The following is a 14,784-nucleotide window of genomic DNA, read 5'->3' on the forward strand; positions in this document are numbered from 1 at the left end:
AACCCGAAGGGAGAAACTTCTTTACGAAGTTCCTCCCTTCGGGTTTCTGTTTTATTTCACTGCAATCAGATGGTGTTGATATCAACCATTTCGCAGTTTTCGATCTTAACATCGCCCTCGAGGCAGCGCAGCAGCGCGGAAACTGTATCCATCGAGGTCAGGCACGGGATTGCACGCTCTACCGCGGTACGGCGGATGTGTACCGAGCCAAGCTCCGGATGACGGCCCTTGACCGAGGTAGCAACAACGTAGTCGATCTTGCCGGACTCGATCAGGTCGATGATGTTCGGGGACGGCTCATCCACATTGCGGATGGAGTTGGTTGCGACCATGTGACGGTTGAGCACGTTTGCGGTGCCGCTGGTAGCGTAAATATCAAAGCCGAGAGCCTCGAAGCGCTCACCGATGCGGATTGCCTCCTGCTTGTCCGAATCACGGACCGAGATCAGGACAGCGCCCTTCTTCTTCATCTGGAAGCCTGCGCCGGTCAGACCCTTGAGCAGTGCCTCGCGGAAGGTCTTGGCAACGCCGAGCACCTCGCCGGTGGACTTCATCTCAGGGCCAAGCTGGGTATCCAGATCACGCAGCTTCTGGAACGAGAATACCGGAACCTTGACGGCGTAGTGGTCGCTCTCCGGATGCAGACCGGTGCCGCAGCCCATGTCCTTCAGCTTTTCACCGAACATGCAGCGGGTAGCCAGATCGACCATCGGCACGCCGGTAACCTTGGAGATGTACGGCACGGTACGGGACGAACGCGGGTTTACCTCGATAACGTAGATCTGATCGTTGTACAGAACGAACTGGATGTTGACCAGACCGAGAACAGCGAGGTTCTTTGCCAGAGCCTCGGTGTACTTAACGAGGGTGTCCTTGTGCTTCTGCTCGATGTTGATGGACGGATAGATGGAGATGGAGTCGCCGGAGTGAACGCCTGCGCGCTCGAAGTGCTCCATGATACCCGGGATGAGGATGTCATCGCCGTCACAGATGGCATCGACCTCGATCTCGCGGCCCATCATGTACTTATCGACCAGAACCGGGTTTTCAACCTTGTTGCGGGTGATAACCTGCATGAACTCGCGGACATCGGCCTCCTTGTAGGCAATCTCCATGCCCTGACCGCCCAGAACGTAGGATGGACGAACGAGAACCGGATAGCCAAGCTCGTCAGCCGCCTTGACAGCCTCCTCCTCGGTCATAACCGTGTGGCCTGCCGGACGCGGGATACCGCACTTTTCGAGGATAACGTCGAACTTTTCACGGTCCTCAGCGGCGTCGATCGACCATGCCGGCGTGCCGAGGATCGGAACACCCAGCTTCTCAAGGTGCGCCGCAAGGTTGATGGCGGTCTGACCGCCGAACTGTACGATTGCATAATCCGGCTTCTCTGCCTCAACAACACCGGTAACGTCCTCGGGCGTCAGCGGCTCGAAGTACAGACGGTCTGCGGTATCAAAGTCAGTGGAAACAGTCTCCGGGTTGTTGTTGATGATAACGGTCTCGCAGCCGAGCTTCTGGAGCGCCCAGACAGCGTGAACCGAGCAGTAGTCGAACTCGATGCCCTGACCGATACGGATCGGGCCGGAACCAAGTACCAGAACCTTCTTCTTGCCGGACGGAGGTGCAACCTCGGTCTCCTCATCATAGGTGGAGTAGTAATACGGGGTCTCTGCCTCGAACTCGGCGGCGCAGGTATCAACCATCTTGTATACCGGCAGACGCTTAACATCCGAAATGTCCTTGCCGGACAGCTGCTCGATGGTCTTGTCGAGGAAGCCCATCTTCTTGGCACGGATGTACAGATCGGAGTCGATCTTGTCAGCTGCAGCCAGTTCCTTCTCCATGTCGATGATGTTCTGGAACTTGTGCAGGAAGAACACGTCCATCGTGGTGATGTCGTGAATCTCCTCAATGGTCATGATGCCGCGGCGCAGAGCCTCGCAGATGTGGAACAGACGCTGATCGTCTGTGCGTGCCACGCCCTTCTTAATCTCGGCGTCAGACTGCTTCTGGATGTGCGGGGCGATCATGCTGTCCAGCTTGATCTCACAGCCGCGGACGGCCTTCATCAGTGCGCCCTCAAAGCTGTTGTCGATGGCCATAACCTCACCGGTGGCCTTCATCTGGGTGCCGAGAGTGTTGTCTGCGTAAACGAACTTGTCGAACGGCCAGCGCGGGAACTTGACAACGCAGTAGTCGAGGGTCGGCTCGAAGCACGCCTTGGTCTTGCCGGTAACGGCGTTGGAAATCTCATCCAGGCCATAGCCGACTGCAATCTTTGCGGTTACCTTTGCAATCGGGTAGCCGGTTGCCTTGGAAGCCAGTGCAGAGGAACGGGAAACACGCGGGTTTACCTCGATTACGGCGTACTCGAAGGATTCCGGGTTGAGCGCGTACTGCACGTTGCAGCCGCCCTCGATGCCCAGCTCGGTGATGATGTTGAGCGCGGAGGTGCGGAGCATCTGGTACTCCTTGTCGCACAGGGTCTGCGACGGCGCAACTACGACAGAGTCACCGGTGTGTACGCCGACCGGGTCAACGTTCTCCATGTTACAGATGGTGATGGCGTTGCCCTTGTGGTCGCGCATTACCTCGTACTCGATTTCCTTCCAGCCTGCGATGCACTTCTCGACCAGAATCTCGTCAACACGCGAGTACATGATGCCGGAGGCCGCAATTTCGCGCAGCTGCTCCCATGTGTAGGCGATGCCGCCGCCGGTGCCGCCGAGCGTGTACGCCGGACGGATGATGACCGGCAGACCGATCTCACGGGTGAAATCAACCGCATCCTCAACCGAGTGAACAACCTTGGAGGCAATGATCGGCTCGCCGATCTTCTCCATGGTGTCCTTGAACATCTGGCGGTCCTCTGCCTTTGCGATGGTGGTCGGATTAGCGCCGAGCAGCTTTACGCCCATTTTATCAAGGAAACCGTTCTCGCACAGCTCCATGGCGAGGTTCAGACCGGTCTGACCGCCGAGGTTGGGCAGCAGAGAGTCCGGATGTTCCTTTTTGATGATCTCCTGAACGGCTTCGACGGTCATCGGCTCGATGTAAACCTTGTCCGCCATAGCCTTGTCGGTCATGATGGTTGCCGGGTTGGAGTTTACCAGAACAACCTCCAGACCCTCTTCGCGCAGTGCGCGGCACGCCTGCGTGCCTGCATAGTCGAACTCGGCAGCCTGACCGATAACGATCGGGCCGGAGCCCAGTACCATTACCTTATGAATATCCTTGCGCAGCGGCATTACTGAGCGCCTCCTTTCGACTTTTCAATATTTTCGATGAACTTATCAAACAGATACGAGGTATCCATCGGGCCGGGGCATACCTCCGGGTGATACTGAACGGTGAATACCGGACGGTCGATGTGCTCGAGACCCTCGACGGTGCCGTCGTTCAGGTTGACATAGCGCACGCGGGCAATCTGCGGGTCAACCGACTCGCCTACAACGGCATAGCCGTGGTTCTGCGAGGTGATGTAGGTGCGGTCCGCGTCGATGTCCTTTACCGGATGGTTGACACCGCGGTGGCCGTACTTCAGCTTGGTGGTCTTTGCGTCGATAGCCAGTGCCAGCAGCTGGTGACCGAGGCAGATGCCGAAGATCGGCATATCGGACTTCAGCAGCTCCTTGAGGTTTGCCACGATCTCAACGTTCTCCGCCGGGTCGCCGGGGCCGTTGGACAGCATCACGCCGTCGTACTTGCCGACTACGTCCTCCGGCTTGGTGTACGCCGGAACAACGGTGACTTCGCAGCCGCGCTTGCACAGTTCGCGCTCAATGTTGTACTTTACGCCGTAATCGAACAGGGCAATGCGGTACTTGGTCTCACCGTCAGCGGGATAAACGATATTTTCGTCACAGGTTACGGTCTTAACCGCATCCTTTACGACGTAAGCCTTCATCTCCGCAATGGTCTGCTCATCCGGCTCGAAGCCCTCGGTGTAAATAACGCCGTTCATAACGCCTTCGCCGCGCAGCTTGCGGGTCAGTCGGCGGGTATCGATGCCGGCAAGGCCAACGACCTTCTGTGCCTTGAGGTACTCATCGAGCGTTACCTTGCAGCGCCAGTTGGACGGGTATTCGCACATCTCGCGCATGATAAAGCCGGAAACCCAGCTTTTGCGGGACTCATAATCCTCAAAGTTGATGCCGTAGTTGCCGACGAGCGGGTAGGTCATGGTAACGACCTGACCGTAGTAGGACGGGTCGGTCAGAACCTCCTGATAGCCTGCCATGCCGGTGTTGAATACGACCTCACCGATGCTCTGTCCTTCGTAGCCGACTGCGGTACCCTCGAACAGAGTGCCGTCCGCCAGCAGTAAGTATGCTTTTTTCACTATATCCACACGCTCCTTAATTCTTCGATTGAAACCACGGTTTCAATCGAGGGGACATACCGCGCTGAAAGCGCGGATATGTCCAGAACTGCACAAAGTTCCGACGAGCGAAACTTTGCTCCGTACTTGTATAAAAACCTTGATACGTGCTCCAGGTTTTTATGAATTTGCAAGGCAAATTCTATTTTAATGCGCGCCGATGGCGCGGTTTATATTATTTAATCGCGTTTACGATGTCATCGCGCATACGGATGGCTTCTGCGCGGGCAGCTTCCTTATAGTCCTCGCCGTTATTGCCGGTCTTCTTCCAGGCGCACATGATGCCGCGGGAGGAGTTTACGATAGCACCGAGACCGTCGTCGTTGAATGCATTTGCAATGTCCTTTGCGGTTGCGCCCTGCGCGCCGTAGCCCGGTACGAGGAAGTAGCTCTTCGGCAGCAGCTCACGGATGATCTTCTGCTCCTCCGGGTAGGTCGCGCCGACTACCGCGCCGATCTGGTTGTAGCCGCACGGCGTATCCAGACCCTCGCCCCACTTTGCTACCATCTCGGCCATGCGGGCGTAGAGCGGCTTGCCCTCCATATCGCGGTTCTGGAGCTCGCCGGAGGACGGGTTAGAGGTCTTTACCAGCATAAACAGGCTTTTCTCGCGGCTGCGGCACTCTTTGAGGAACGGCTCTACACCGTCGGTGCCGAGATAGCCGTTTACGGTAACCGAATCGCAGCCGTACGGTGCGATCTCGGTATCGCCAACGCGGGTCTTGCCGAGGTAAGCCTCTGCATAAGCGGTTGCAGTAGCGCCGATGTCGTTGCGCTTGATATCGCCGATAACGTACATGCCCTTGGCGTGTGCGTAGTCGATGGTCTCCTTGAGCGCCATCGCACCGTAGGAGCCGAGCAGCTCGTAATACGCAGCCTGCGGCTTTACGGCCGGAACAATGTCGCACAGTGCGTCGATCAGGCCGCAGTTGAAGGCTACGACGCTCTCAGCGGCAGCACGCAGCGTTTCGCCGTGCAGCATCATGTTGCGTCCCGAAATATGCTGCGGGATGTACTCCAGTCGAGCGTCCAGGCCGGCTACGGTCGGGTTGCCCTTTTCCTTGATCTTTTCTACTAAGGTTTGGATAGACATTCGGTTCTTCCTTTCTCAGGTGCGATGTTGTTTTACGGATTGCGAGCTTGTATGTTTACACTGTCTTCGCCGTCCACTTCGGTCAGGCGGACAAAAACGCGTTCATCACGCGCGGTAGGCAGGTTTTTGCCGATATAATCCGGCCGCAGCGGCAGTTCGCGGTGACCGCGATCGACCAGCACAGCCAGCTGTATGCGCTCGGCGCGTCCTCGGTGAGAGATGGCTTCGATGGCGGCACGCACGGTGCGTCCGGTGTACAGCACATCGTCCACGATGATGACGGTCGCGCCTGCAATACGCGGATCGAGATCGGGCAGAGGAGCGTCCGTGCGCGGCACGTCATCGCGCCACGGCGTAACGTCCAGCTCGAGTACAGGAGGTGCCTTGCCTTCGACCTCGCCCAGCTTGGCAGCAATGCGCTGCGCCAGATAGATACCGCGTGTTTTCACACCGGCGAGCAGCAGGTGCTCCGCGCCCTTGTTTTTCTCTACGATTTCGAACGCGATGCGGGTCAGTGCACGGCGAATGCCATCCTGATCGAGTATGATCTTCGGTTCGGTCAATCTGCCGCCTCCCTTCAAAAATGCAAAAAAATGACTCTCTGCCACAACAATTAGCAGAAAGCCGCACGAGATACTACACCTGTCCCCCTTGTCTTACGGCTGACGGCGTATGCACTGTTTTCTGCCTTGCGCGGCTCACGGGCCGCACCTTAAAGGCGGATTGTTAGATATATTATATAATATGAACATGCGATTGTAAATAGTCGATTGTGCCAAACAAGCAATTTTTTGCTGTGTAAAATTTGAGGGACGAGCGGGCATACTGATTCTATAAACTTTATGAAAGGCGGTAGATCTTTTATGCGAATTTCACCTTTTGTTTCCGGCATTGCAACCGGAGCGATGGCAGGCGCGGTGGTTTCGATGGTAGCGGCCGGCGCGATGCTCAATCCGTCGATGCGGCGGAATGCCAAGCACGCGGCGCATAAGGCGGAGCATGCGATGCACAGGGCGGCAGACCGGGTGGAGGATTTCATCGGGTAACGGCTGTTTTCTGCACAGGTTTTGCAGGGCACACGAACTGCGTAAGCGTGTTCGCCTTTTCCGGGCAGCACCTTTTGCTGCACCAGCTGAGCGGGGTATTTGAACCGCGCAGGCGGTTCACCCTGACGGGCGGGGAGGTTTTCGCTGACATTCAGAGGGAAATTGCGCTCCGCGGAGCGCGGGAGACTGCCGCGTCCGCGGCGGGGACAAAGAGGAAGGGACACCTGCGGTTTGCCCGTAGGCTGCTAAACCTTTTTCCCGCGCCGTGCGCGGATTAAATGAGTGCCCTTCCTCTTTGTACTCCTACCTTTCCCTTATTAGTTAGTCTGGCGCAGATTGCCGACATGTGACCGCTTCGAAAAAGGTGAACGGCAGAGGATTTTTACTACAGTGTCTTTCGCAACCTGTTCGCAGTGTCAGATACATTACTGCTACACAGACCGGAAAGTCTTCGCAGGCGCAACATGACCGTGTTGCGCAATTCGTGAGCACGTTATTATAGACAGCACCTGCGAAAATAAATGGCACCGAACACCTAAATTCGCAGGTGCCGTGCGTTATAACGTGCCAAAGAGTTGTGCGGCACTGCTATGCCGCGCTCTGCGTAGATGAACCCGCATGCGTAGCAGTAATTTATCTGTGAACTGCGAAAAGGCGGGGAAAGATACGCAACGGCAACCCGACTGCCGTTTTCCATTTTCGCAGCGGTCACCGGTCTCCGGTCTGCGCCAGACTTTCTAAGGGAAAAGGGGAGATTCATAAGAGGGTGGAAAACCGCAGGTTGTCTACCCTCTTATGCGCCCGCGCGGCGTTAGCGCAGTTCCGCTCGCTTCTCAAGCGAATAATCAACTATTAGCACTCGCTAACGCACAAGCCACACAAACTTCATTGGAAAACCCATCAAACAATGCTATACTATAACCACTACACAAAGGAGAACCGTAATTTATGAAAATTCTTATCGTAGTGGATATGCAGAAGGATTTTATCAGCGGCCCTCTCGGTACGGCTGAAGCGCGCGCCATCGTGCCCTATGTGGCAGAGAAGGCAAAAAATACACCGCGTGAGAACCTGTTTGTCACGCTGGACACCCACCAGCCGAACTACATGGAGACAAACGAAGGGCGTCATCTGCCGGTGCCGCACTGCATCGAAGGAACGGAAGGTCATGCACTGGACAATGCTATTGCTGCCGCTGTGGACGGCATTCCGGCGTCCCGCATTATCCGCAAGCCGACGTTCGGCTCGGTGGCCCTGCCGGACATGCTCCGCGCGCTGCCGGAACCGCCGACGGAAATTGAATTTGTCGGCGTATGCACTGGCATTTGCGTGATTTCCAACGCCATGTTGTGCAAGGCAGCATTCCCGGAGGCAAACATCGTAATCGACGCGGCACTGTGCGCGTGCGTCACGCCGGAGTCGCACGATACCGCGCTGAACGCGATGCGTCTGTGCCAGATGGAAATTCTGCATCAGGGTGAGGAGCCGTGGCGCAAATGAGCAGACCCAAGATCAAAATTACGCTGATCGACCGAAAAGGCAAGCATGGCTGTCACCGCGGGCACAAGATAGGCGACAGCTTCGATTTTGACACCGAGCGCGGGCAGCTTTGCCCGATGGCGATGCACGTTGCGTTCCTATACATCGACATTCTGCGTTACGGCGGTCATCTTCCCGGGCAGGAGGACGGCACGGCGGTGTTTTGCTGCCCCGATGTGGACACGATTAACGTATTCCGTATTGAAATTGTAGAATAATCGTAGGACGGAGGGCGAAAAGAATATGGATATCAAAAAAGTTACGGGTGTGTATTTCAGTCCGGCAGGAAGCACAAAGACCGTTGTTGAAACAACGGCGGATGAACTGGCGCGTCTGTTTAAGGCAGAGTGCCGGTACATATCACTCAACACGCCGTCTGACCGTGCGCAGGAGTATCAGTTTGCCCCGGATGAGTTGGTGGTATTCGGCTGTCCGGTGTATGCCGGTCGGCTGCCGAACAAGATTTTGCCGGACTTTGCTCGCTGCCTGCACGGTGAGGGTACACCGGCGGTGGCGCTTGTCACCTACGGCGGCAGAGCATATGACAACGCGCTTGCCGAAATGTGCGAGCTGCTGACAAAAAACAACTTCAAACCGGCGGCAGGCGGCGCTTTTTTGTGCCGACATGTATTCTCGGACAAGCTGGCGGCAGACCGTCCGGACGCGGCTGACCTCAGTGAGCTGCGTATGCTGGCTCAGGGTGCGGCGCTCAAGCTGAGAAGCGAGGGAGAGATCAAGCCGCCGAAGGTACCGGGTAACGCGCAGGCAGCCTACTACACGCCGCTCAAGACCGACAAAACGCCCGCAAAGTTCCTGAAGGCCAAGCCGAGCACGATGATGATGCTGTGTGAGCACTGCGGTCTGTGCGCGGAAATCTGCCCGATGGGTGCGATTGACCCGAATGACCCGTCTAATATTCCGGGCACCTGTATTAAATGCTGTGCCTGCACGACCTACTGCCCGAGCGGTGCAAAGAAATTTGATGATCCGGATTTTCTGTCGCACACCGCTATGCTCGAGCAATTCCAGACTGAAGCGCGCAAGGAAAATTCGATTTTTCTGTAAATGTTGTGCGGACAACAGAAATCGGCGGCTTGGCGTGGTATACTGTCCGCATAAAGCAAACGACAGGAAAGAGGAGAAGCTATGGACAAGTTCATCCGCAATATCGACCACGAGAGCGTTGTAAGGCTCGCCGAGCTGGTTTCCGTTCAGTCGGGACAGGTGGTCAGCAAGACACTGGCGCAGAACAAGGCGGTCAGCATTACGCTGTTCGCGTTTGACAAGGGCGAGGAGATCGGCACGCACGACTCCACCGGCGACGCAATGGTGACCGTGCTCGAGGGCACCGGACGCTTTACGGTCGGCGGTGTGCCGCATATCGTCAAGGCTGGCGAAACGCTGGTCATGCCCGCCAAGGTGCCGCACGCCGTTTACGGCGAAGAGGCGTTCAAGTGGGTGCTGACCGTTGTGTTCCCGGATGGGTTTGAGGCATAATATCATATGGTAAAAGAAATCCCCGCCGAGTGGCGGGGATTTTGTTATGATGGGAAAACAAGTTCGCTGATGTTCAGCATACCGCGGATGCCGGTGCAAGACCACCAATAATAGTTCTTGTCGTTGTAATTGCCGTTGGAGTCGGGCACGGCATCAACGGCGGCATTATAATAAACCGAACTATAATAAGAACGGAACATGTTATCACTTATTTTACCGCCTTCAGCGGTTTCGCCAATTTTATAGGCACTATATTGGTTGGTATCACTAAAGTAAAGACCGAGATAGCCACGGTCGGAGTGATAAATAATCGCGTGGATTTGTGCCTTACTATTGATAAGAACGAGAAATTGTCCAGAACCGCCTTTCTGCAGACAAGGTACTTCGGAAAGTTTTGCAATTTTATCGTAGTTGGCTTTCAAATCATAACTATTAGGATTACCATTAGAATTGTTACCAATTACTGTACCTGTACTGTTTGCAAGTGTGGTGTAGGAATTAAGTTTCCAATTTGAAGAACCATATAGTTCGGACATCTCCGTCTGCACGGCCTCATGCAGCATGCGGGTTTCCGCGATGACCTGATCTTTTTTCGCCTTATCAATATATCCTGTCAGTGCCGGAATGAGCAGCGCCGCTAGGATCGCCAGAATGACCAGCACAACGATCAGCTCCACGAGCGTGAAGCCGCGTTTTTTGTTTTTGGAGTACAGCATTTGAAAAAGTTCCTCCTTCCCAATTGCGGGATAAAGTTCGTCTTTCCTAGTATACTCGAAAATATGCAATAAAGCAAGGAGATAGATACAGATAAAGTGCACAAAAATAAAGGGTTCTTGCCAAAAACATAAAAAAGAAATTGGTTAAATTGGAGAAAGTGTTTTGTAAAGCCGCAGAAACATTGAGATTTTCAGCGGGATGTGATAAAATAATATCAACCTGATAAAAAAGAATCACCTGCAGAGACAGGCGATGAGCAGGTTTGCACCGCGTATACAGACGCAGGTGCGCGAGCGGCAGATACCGACGGATTGCAGCCGGTCGGTTAGTGCCGCAGCTTTCGGCAGACGGAAGCAGGAGAGAGAAATGAAGAGAGAGTATTGGGTTACGGAAATGAAGAAATGGGGCATTGAAAATGCAAATCTATGACTGGGTCAGCATAGGCGTATTGTTCGTTCTCGGTATCTTGTTCTATTTCCGACCGGCATGGCTGTTGGGTGAAGACCGGCAGCAGGCCGATGGCGCGGTAAGCAAGGTACGCACTGTCAGCGCGGCTGCGGTGGTATGCGCCATGATAATGACCGTGATCTGCGTAATCGGATAAAGAAAGAATTGGCTGCAAAAATGCTCCCGCTTGGAAGGTGGATTCCGAGCGGGAGTGTTATTTTTTACGACTTCGATTGCGGTCTGGACAGCAGCGCGAACAGACAGCCGAACACGATCGCGGCGGCAATGCCGCCTGCCGCACCGGTCACGCCGCCGGTGAACACGCCGAGCAGGCCGCTTTCCGCAACTGCTTTGGCAACGCCTTTTGCCAGCGAGTATCCGAAGCCGAGCAGTGGCACAGTCGCGCCTGCACCTGCGTAGTCCACGACTGCCTGATACCAGCCGAGCCCCTGCAGGATAACACCGAGCACCACCAGCGAAACGAGAATACGCGCCGGTGTCAGCTTGGTTTTGTCAATCAGCACCTGACACAGCGCACAGATCAGTCCGCCGACCCAGAAAGCGTTCAGGTAGTTCATGCTTCGCTCCTTTCCAACACGACGGCGTGGCAGATACCTGCAATCGGCTGTCCCTGCTGCACCGAGGTCGGACTCATCATCGCACCCGTGCCCGCAAACACCAGCCGGTGGATTTTGCCGCGATGCATATCGCGCAGCAGCGGTCCGCAGAGAACTGCCGCTGAGCAGCCGCAGCCCGAGCCGCCTGCATGCGCGTCCTGCTCGTCACCAAAAATCAGGCTGCCGCAGTCCGAGTAGACAGGGGACAGGTCGATGCTGTCACCGCGCAGCAGCGTCAGCAGCAGATCCGCACCGATGTGACCGAGGTCGCCGGTAACGATGCAGTCAAAGTCCCGCGGCTGTGCGCCGAGATCCTCCAGCAGTGCGGAAAGGGTGTCGGCAGCAGCGGGGGAAGATGATATTTTAGGACTATGCGGTCTTTCCATGCTTGCGGATATAGTCCTGTGCTGCCGCATAGGCATCCGAAAATTTGAATTTTATTGTGATTTTACCGCCTTCGTGTACATAAATCATGTCGATCAGTTCGACAACGGCCTCGCGTGTCAGCGTTTGCAGATTGCGGTATTTGACGAACTGCGACAGGAACGAGTTGGTTTCATCTACGCCGTTCTGCGTCTCGTCGATGCGCGCTTGCAGGGACGCAAGACGTGTGTCCAGTTTGGCCTGCTGCTGCTCAAACTGCTCTTTCAGCCGATGGTATTCCTCACGCGAAATATCTCCGGCTTTCCAGTCCGGATACAGGGACAGCTTCATCTGCTCGATGCGTTCGCGCTCGGTTTCAAGCTGTGCCCGCTCGTCAAGCAGAGGCTTAACGGAACGGTTTCGCGTGCCGCTGCGGTTTATCTCGGCAATCAGCTCATCCATCTCGACCGCCAGAGCAATCTGGTGACGGAGCGTTTCCAATACAGCCTGCTCCAGCCGGTCGCTGCGGATGGTATGCTTCGTGCAGGCGCCGCTGTGCTGCTTTTTGAACGTCGAGCAGATATAGTAGTAATAGTCGCGATGCGGCTGGGAAATCAGCTTTCGGTTCATTGCCTTGCCGCAGTCCGCGCAGCGAAGAAAACCGGAGAACAGGTAGACTTTGGGCTGTGTTGGTGAGGTGCGCGTATCACGGGCGAACAGGGATTGCGCTTTGGCGAACAGCTCGCTTGAGATGATAGCCTCGTGTGTCTGCTCGACAGTGATCCAGTCCTCCTCGGGCACGGCCTCGCTGACATGCAGCTTGTAGCTTTTCGTGCGGTTTTTGCCCTGCACCATAGTGCCGGTATAGAGAGGATTGCGCAGGATACGGCGAACCGAACTGTCCGGCCACAGATCGTCCAGCTTGTCCGAGGCCGGATGGCGGTAGTTCATGCCCTGCTGCCGTTTGTAGGCAGATGGATTCGGAATGCCCTCAGCATTCAGCTTTTTGGCAATACCGAGTACGCTTGTTCCGGCGAGAAACCAGTTGAAAATATCGCGGACAACGGCGGCAGCCGGCTCGTCAATCAGCAGCCGGCTGTGGTCGTTCGGGTCTTTGCGGTAGCCGTAGGACGCAAATGAGCCGATAAATTTGCCCTGTCGGCGCTTGAGATCGAGCGAAGCGCGGACTTTATTGGAGATATCGTGCGCGTACTCGTCATTGAGGATGTTGCGGAACGGCACGATCAGGCTGTCCGCCGAGCGCGGGTCGGCAACGCTGTCGATGCGCTCGCTCAGCGCGATGAACCGCACGTTCAGCAGCGGAAACGTGTGCTCAAGGTACTCGCCGACCTTGACGTAGTTGCGTCCCAGTCGGGACAGATCCTTGACGATCACGCAGTTGACGATGCCGGCGCGCAGGTCGTGCATCATGCGCCGGAAATCCGGCCGGTCGAAGTCGGTGCCGGTATAGCCGTCATCAACGTACAGCCGGGACGCGGTCATGTCGGTTTGCGTATCTGCAAACTCGGTCAGCAGCTCGCGCTGACTGATGATGCTGTTGCTTTCCTCGCTGTCGCCGTCCTCGCGGGAAAGACGGATATAGAGCGCGGGTTTCCACAGGACTGTGGATAACTTTTGGGGTTCGTATTTACTTTTTCGTGCCATTGAGTGCCTCCTAAAAAACGGACGGCACGCCGCAGGCTGTGTTTTGCACGTATAGTGTATCACAGCACACGGCGTGCCGCAAGGCTTCGCTTCGGTTATCCGGCTTTTACCATCACTGGAGCCGCTTGCACAGGTTGGTCAGGCAGGATTGCAGACTGGGTGCGCCGTCATCAAACAGCACCTCAACCGCAGTGTCGCCTACGCGGAAGCGGTGTGGGTCGCTGACAGACGAGGCGAACAGGCGCAGGCGCTCGTTCACCGGCAGGGTCGGGTCGATGCGTGCCTCGCGGATGTCGGGCAGGGGACAGGTGGGTGTGGGCTTGAACATAAGGGTTGACCTCCTTTGGTTTGTGTAGATGGTGGGTGTATTGTATATTCTTTCCATTGTTATACTATATATACGACAGTTCGGGATAACCGGATTTCGCCGTATCAGACACCTGCGGAACCGCGCCTGTATTGCGGCTCGATGCCGCAGGGGCTATACTAAAAATAGGGGAATTCCTCCACCTGCTTGCGGACAGAGCAGTGAATGGCCTCCTAAAATTTTTCGTAGAGCGCATGCTCATTGCTGGAAGGTAACTCCATGCGCTCTTTGATCATCTCGACCATGCATAAGAAAGACCACCGAAGCAGAGCGAGATTGGCCTGGATACGGCGTTCGCGCGTGAGTAGATCAGCGAACTCATCCGAGCCATCGACCCACAGATGGGACAGGATGTCCGGCTTGTCGGCAATCTGATGCAGCAGCGCAATTGCATGTTCGTAGTTGTCCGCGAACCAGTTAGCGAACTCCTCGAGGGCTGCTCCAATCAGAGTCGGGCAGACGTCATCGGTCAGATTGAGCGGCTTACCGAGGTACACGAAAATGCTTCGCGTGAGTTCGGAAACGCCGTCCAACACGAACTCGGCTGTCAAGGCAATTCCGGCGGTGCAGTCGCGATGATCGGTCTTGCCGGTTTTACCCTTCTTGTCATCGTGCGGTGGAGTGGCCCAGTGGTTATAGTGTTTGAGAAGTTCTGTAATAGCGCATTTGATTTTGAAAATGCTAATTTGTCAAAGAAAAACTTCGGCATAAGATTGAACAGCAGATGACTGAATTTGCGGAATTCGTTGAAAACAGCAATATTCCTGGGTACAAAGATAGGAATTTCCGTATTCTTACAGATTTTCTGACTGAGTCCGGAAAAAGAGAAGACTTGAGCTCGGATGAGCTTCAGTTTCTCTATACGAGACTTGTTTTTTGGGGGACTGAAGAAGATATTACAAAAATTAACATGCGTAGCTATGATGATGAAGCTGACATGAAGTCTTACAAACCGCTGTTTAAAATTCGTGATGAAAATGATTACTTGTTTCAGGTGATCAGTAATATGGTGCATCTGCTGAGCCGTTCAGAGACGAGCGATAAATAGC

The 14,784-nt window shown here is 55.2% G+C and carries 17 protein-coding genes; 7 read left to right on the plus strand and 10 right to left on the minus strand.

Going from position 1 to position 14,784, the window contains the following annotated elements:
* Positions 1-65: 65 nt before the first annotated feature.
* The 4 genes from carB to pyrR all read right to left on the minus strand — a co-directional run bounded on the left by carB (position 66) and on the right by pyrR (position 6,040).
* Positions 66-3,251, minus strand: a complete 3,186-nt coding sequence (gene carB, locus PGS25_RS09855; RefSeq protein ID WP_270418501.1) for a carbamoyl-phosphate synthase large subunit — start codon at positions 3,249-3,251, stop codon at positions 66-68.
* Complete coding sequence (locus PGS25_RS09860; RefSeq protein ID WP_119214838.1) at positions 3,251-4,345, minus strand: carbamoyl phosphate synthase small subunit; 1,095 nt, start codon at positions 4,343-4,345, stop codon at positions 3,251-3,253. Before PGS25_RS09860 ends, carB begins: the two co-directional genes overlap by 1 nt.
* A gap of 214 nt (positions 4,346-4,559) precedes the next feature.
* Entirely contained in the window at positions 4,560-5,477 is a 918-nt protein-coding gene (gene pyrF / locus PGS25_RS09865) for an orotidine-5'-phosphate decarboxylase (RefSeq protein ID WP_117752127.1), read from the minus strand.
* Positions 5,478-5,509: 32 nt separating this feature from the next.
* Positions 5,510-6,040, minus strand: coding sequence for a bifunctional pyr operon transcriptional regulator/uracil phosphoribosyltransferase PyrR (gene pyrR, locus PGS25_RS09870; protein WP_110435909.1), 531 nt, complete (start codon positions 6,038-6,040; stop codon positions 5,510-5,512).
* A gap of 300 nt (positions 6,041-6,340) precedes the next feature.
* Here pyrR and PGS25_RS09875 point away from each other — a divergent pair, with 300 nt between their 5' ends.
* The 5 genes from PGS25_RS09875 (at position 6,341) to PGS25_RS09895 (ending at position 9,559) form a co-directional block, all read left to right on the plus strand.
* Positions 6,341-6,523 (plus strand): hypothetical protein, encoded by a 183-nt coding sequence (locus tag PGS25_RS09875; RefSeq protein ID WP_110435910.1) that lies wholly within the window; start codon positions 6,341-6,343, stop codon positions 6,521-6,523.
* A gap of 948 nt (positions 6,524-7,471) precedes the next feature.
* Positions 7,472-8,023, plus strand: coding sequence for a cysteine hydrolase family protein (locus PGS25_RS09880; RefSeq protein ID WP_110435911.1), 552 nt, complete (start codon positions 7,472-7,474; stop codon positions 8,021-8,023).
* Positions 8,020-8,280, plus strand: coding sequence for a TIGR04076 family protein (locus tag PGS25_RS09885; protein ID WP_270418503.1), 261 nt, complete (start codon positions 8,020-8,022; stop codon positions 8,278-8,280). Before PGS25_RS09880 ends, PGS25_RS09885 begins: the two co-directional genes overlap by 4 nt.
* Before the next feature lie 25 nt (positions 8,281-8,305).
* Positions 8,306-9,127: a 4Fe-4S binding protein gene (locus tag PGS25_RS09890; RefSeq protein ID WP_270418504.1), complete on the plus strand. Its 822-nt coding sequence runs from the start codon at positions 8,306-8,308 to the stop codon at positions 9,125-9,127.
* 81 nt (positions 9,128-9,208) lie between these two features.
* A complete protein-coding gene (locus PGS25_RS09895) occupies positions 9,209-9,559 on the plus strand; it encodes a cupin domain-containing protein (RefSeq protein ID WP_117489259.1) in 351 nt (116 codons plus the stop codon).
* Positions 9,560-9,603: 44 nt separating this feature from the next.
* Here the strand turns inward: PGS25_RS09895 and PGS25_RS09900 are convergent, their stop codons facing one another.
* On the minus strand, positions 9,604-10,275 hold the full coding sequence (locus PGS25_RS09900) for a prepilin-type N-terminal cleavage/methylation domain-containing protein (protein WP_118480661.1): 672 nt from the start codon (positions 10,273-10,275) through the stop codon (positions 9,604-9,606).
* A gap of 416 nt (positions 10,276-10,691) precedes the next feature.
* Here PGS25_RS09900 and PGS25_RS09905 point away from each other — a divergent pair, with 416 nt between their 5' ends.
* On the plus strand, positions 10,692-10,880 hold the full coding sequence (locus PGS25_RS09905) for a hypothetical protein (RefSeq protein ID WP_118361219.1): 189 nt from the start codon (positions 10,692-10,694) through the stop codon (positions 10,878-10,880).
* A 64-nt stretch (positions 10,881-10,944) separates the two neighbouring features.
* Here the strand turns inward: PGS25_RS09905 and spoVAE are convergent, their stop codons facing one another.
* From spoVAE to PGS25_RS09930, 5 genes are all read right to left on the minus strand, one after another.
* Positions 10,945-11,301, minus strand: a complete 357-nt coding sequence (spoVAE, locus tag PGS25_RS09910) for a stage V sporulation protein AE (protein ID WP_110435916.1) — start codon at positions 11,299-11,301, stop codon at positions 10,945-10,947.
* The gene (locus tag PGS25_RS09915) at positions 11,298-11,726 is read right to left on the minus strand and encodes a hypothetical protein (protein WP_227110006.1); all 429 of its coding nucleotides are present in this window, start codon (positions 11,724-11,726) and stop codon (positions 11,298-11,300) included. The genes spoVAE and PGS25_RS09915 overlap by 4 nt, the downstream gene beginning before the upstream one ends.
* Complete coding sequence (locus PGS25_RS09920; protein ID WP_270418507.1) at positions 11,710-13,368, minus strand: recombinase family protein; 1,659 nt, start codon at positions 13,366-13,368, stop codon at positions 11,710-11,712. Before PGS25_RS09920 ends, PGS25_RS09915 begins: the two co-directional genes overlap by 17 nt.
* 112 nt (positions 13,369-13,480) lie before the next feature.
* Positions 13,481-13,696 (minus strand): DUF6870 family protein, encoded by a 216-nt coding sequence (locus PGS25_RS09925; RefSeq protein WP_118480667.1) that lies wholly within the window; start codon positions 13,694-13,696, stop codon positions 13,481-13,483.
* Positions 13,697-13,908: 212 nt separating this feature from the next.
* Positions 13,909-14,286 (minus strand): hypothetical protein, encoded by a 378-nt coding sequence (locus PGS25_RS09930; protein ID WP_270418509.1) that lies wholly within the window; start codon positions 14,284-14,286, stop codon positions 13,909-13,911.
* A 173-nt stretch (positions 14,287-14,459) separates the two neighbouring features.
* Between PGS25_RS09930 and PGS25_RS09935 the strand changes: the two genes are divergently transcribed.
* A complete protein-coding gene (locus PGS25_RS09935; protein ID WP_270418511.1) occupies positions 14,460-14,783 on the plus strand; it encodes a hypothetical protein in 324 nt (107 codons plus the stop codon).
* The last annotated feature ends 1 nt before the right edge of the window (position 14,784 follow it).

It is taken from the genome of Butyricicoccus sp. AM78-15b2TA (assembly GCF_027665985.1).
GTDB classification, from domain to species: domain Bacteria; phylum Bacillota; class Clostridia; order Oscillospirales; family Butyricicoccaceae; genus Agathobaculum; species Agathobaculum butyriciproducens.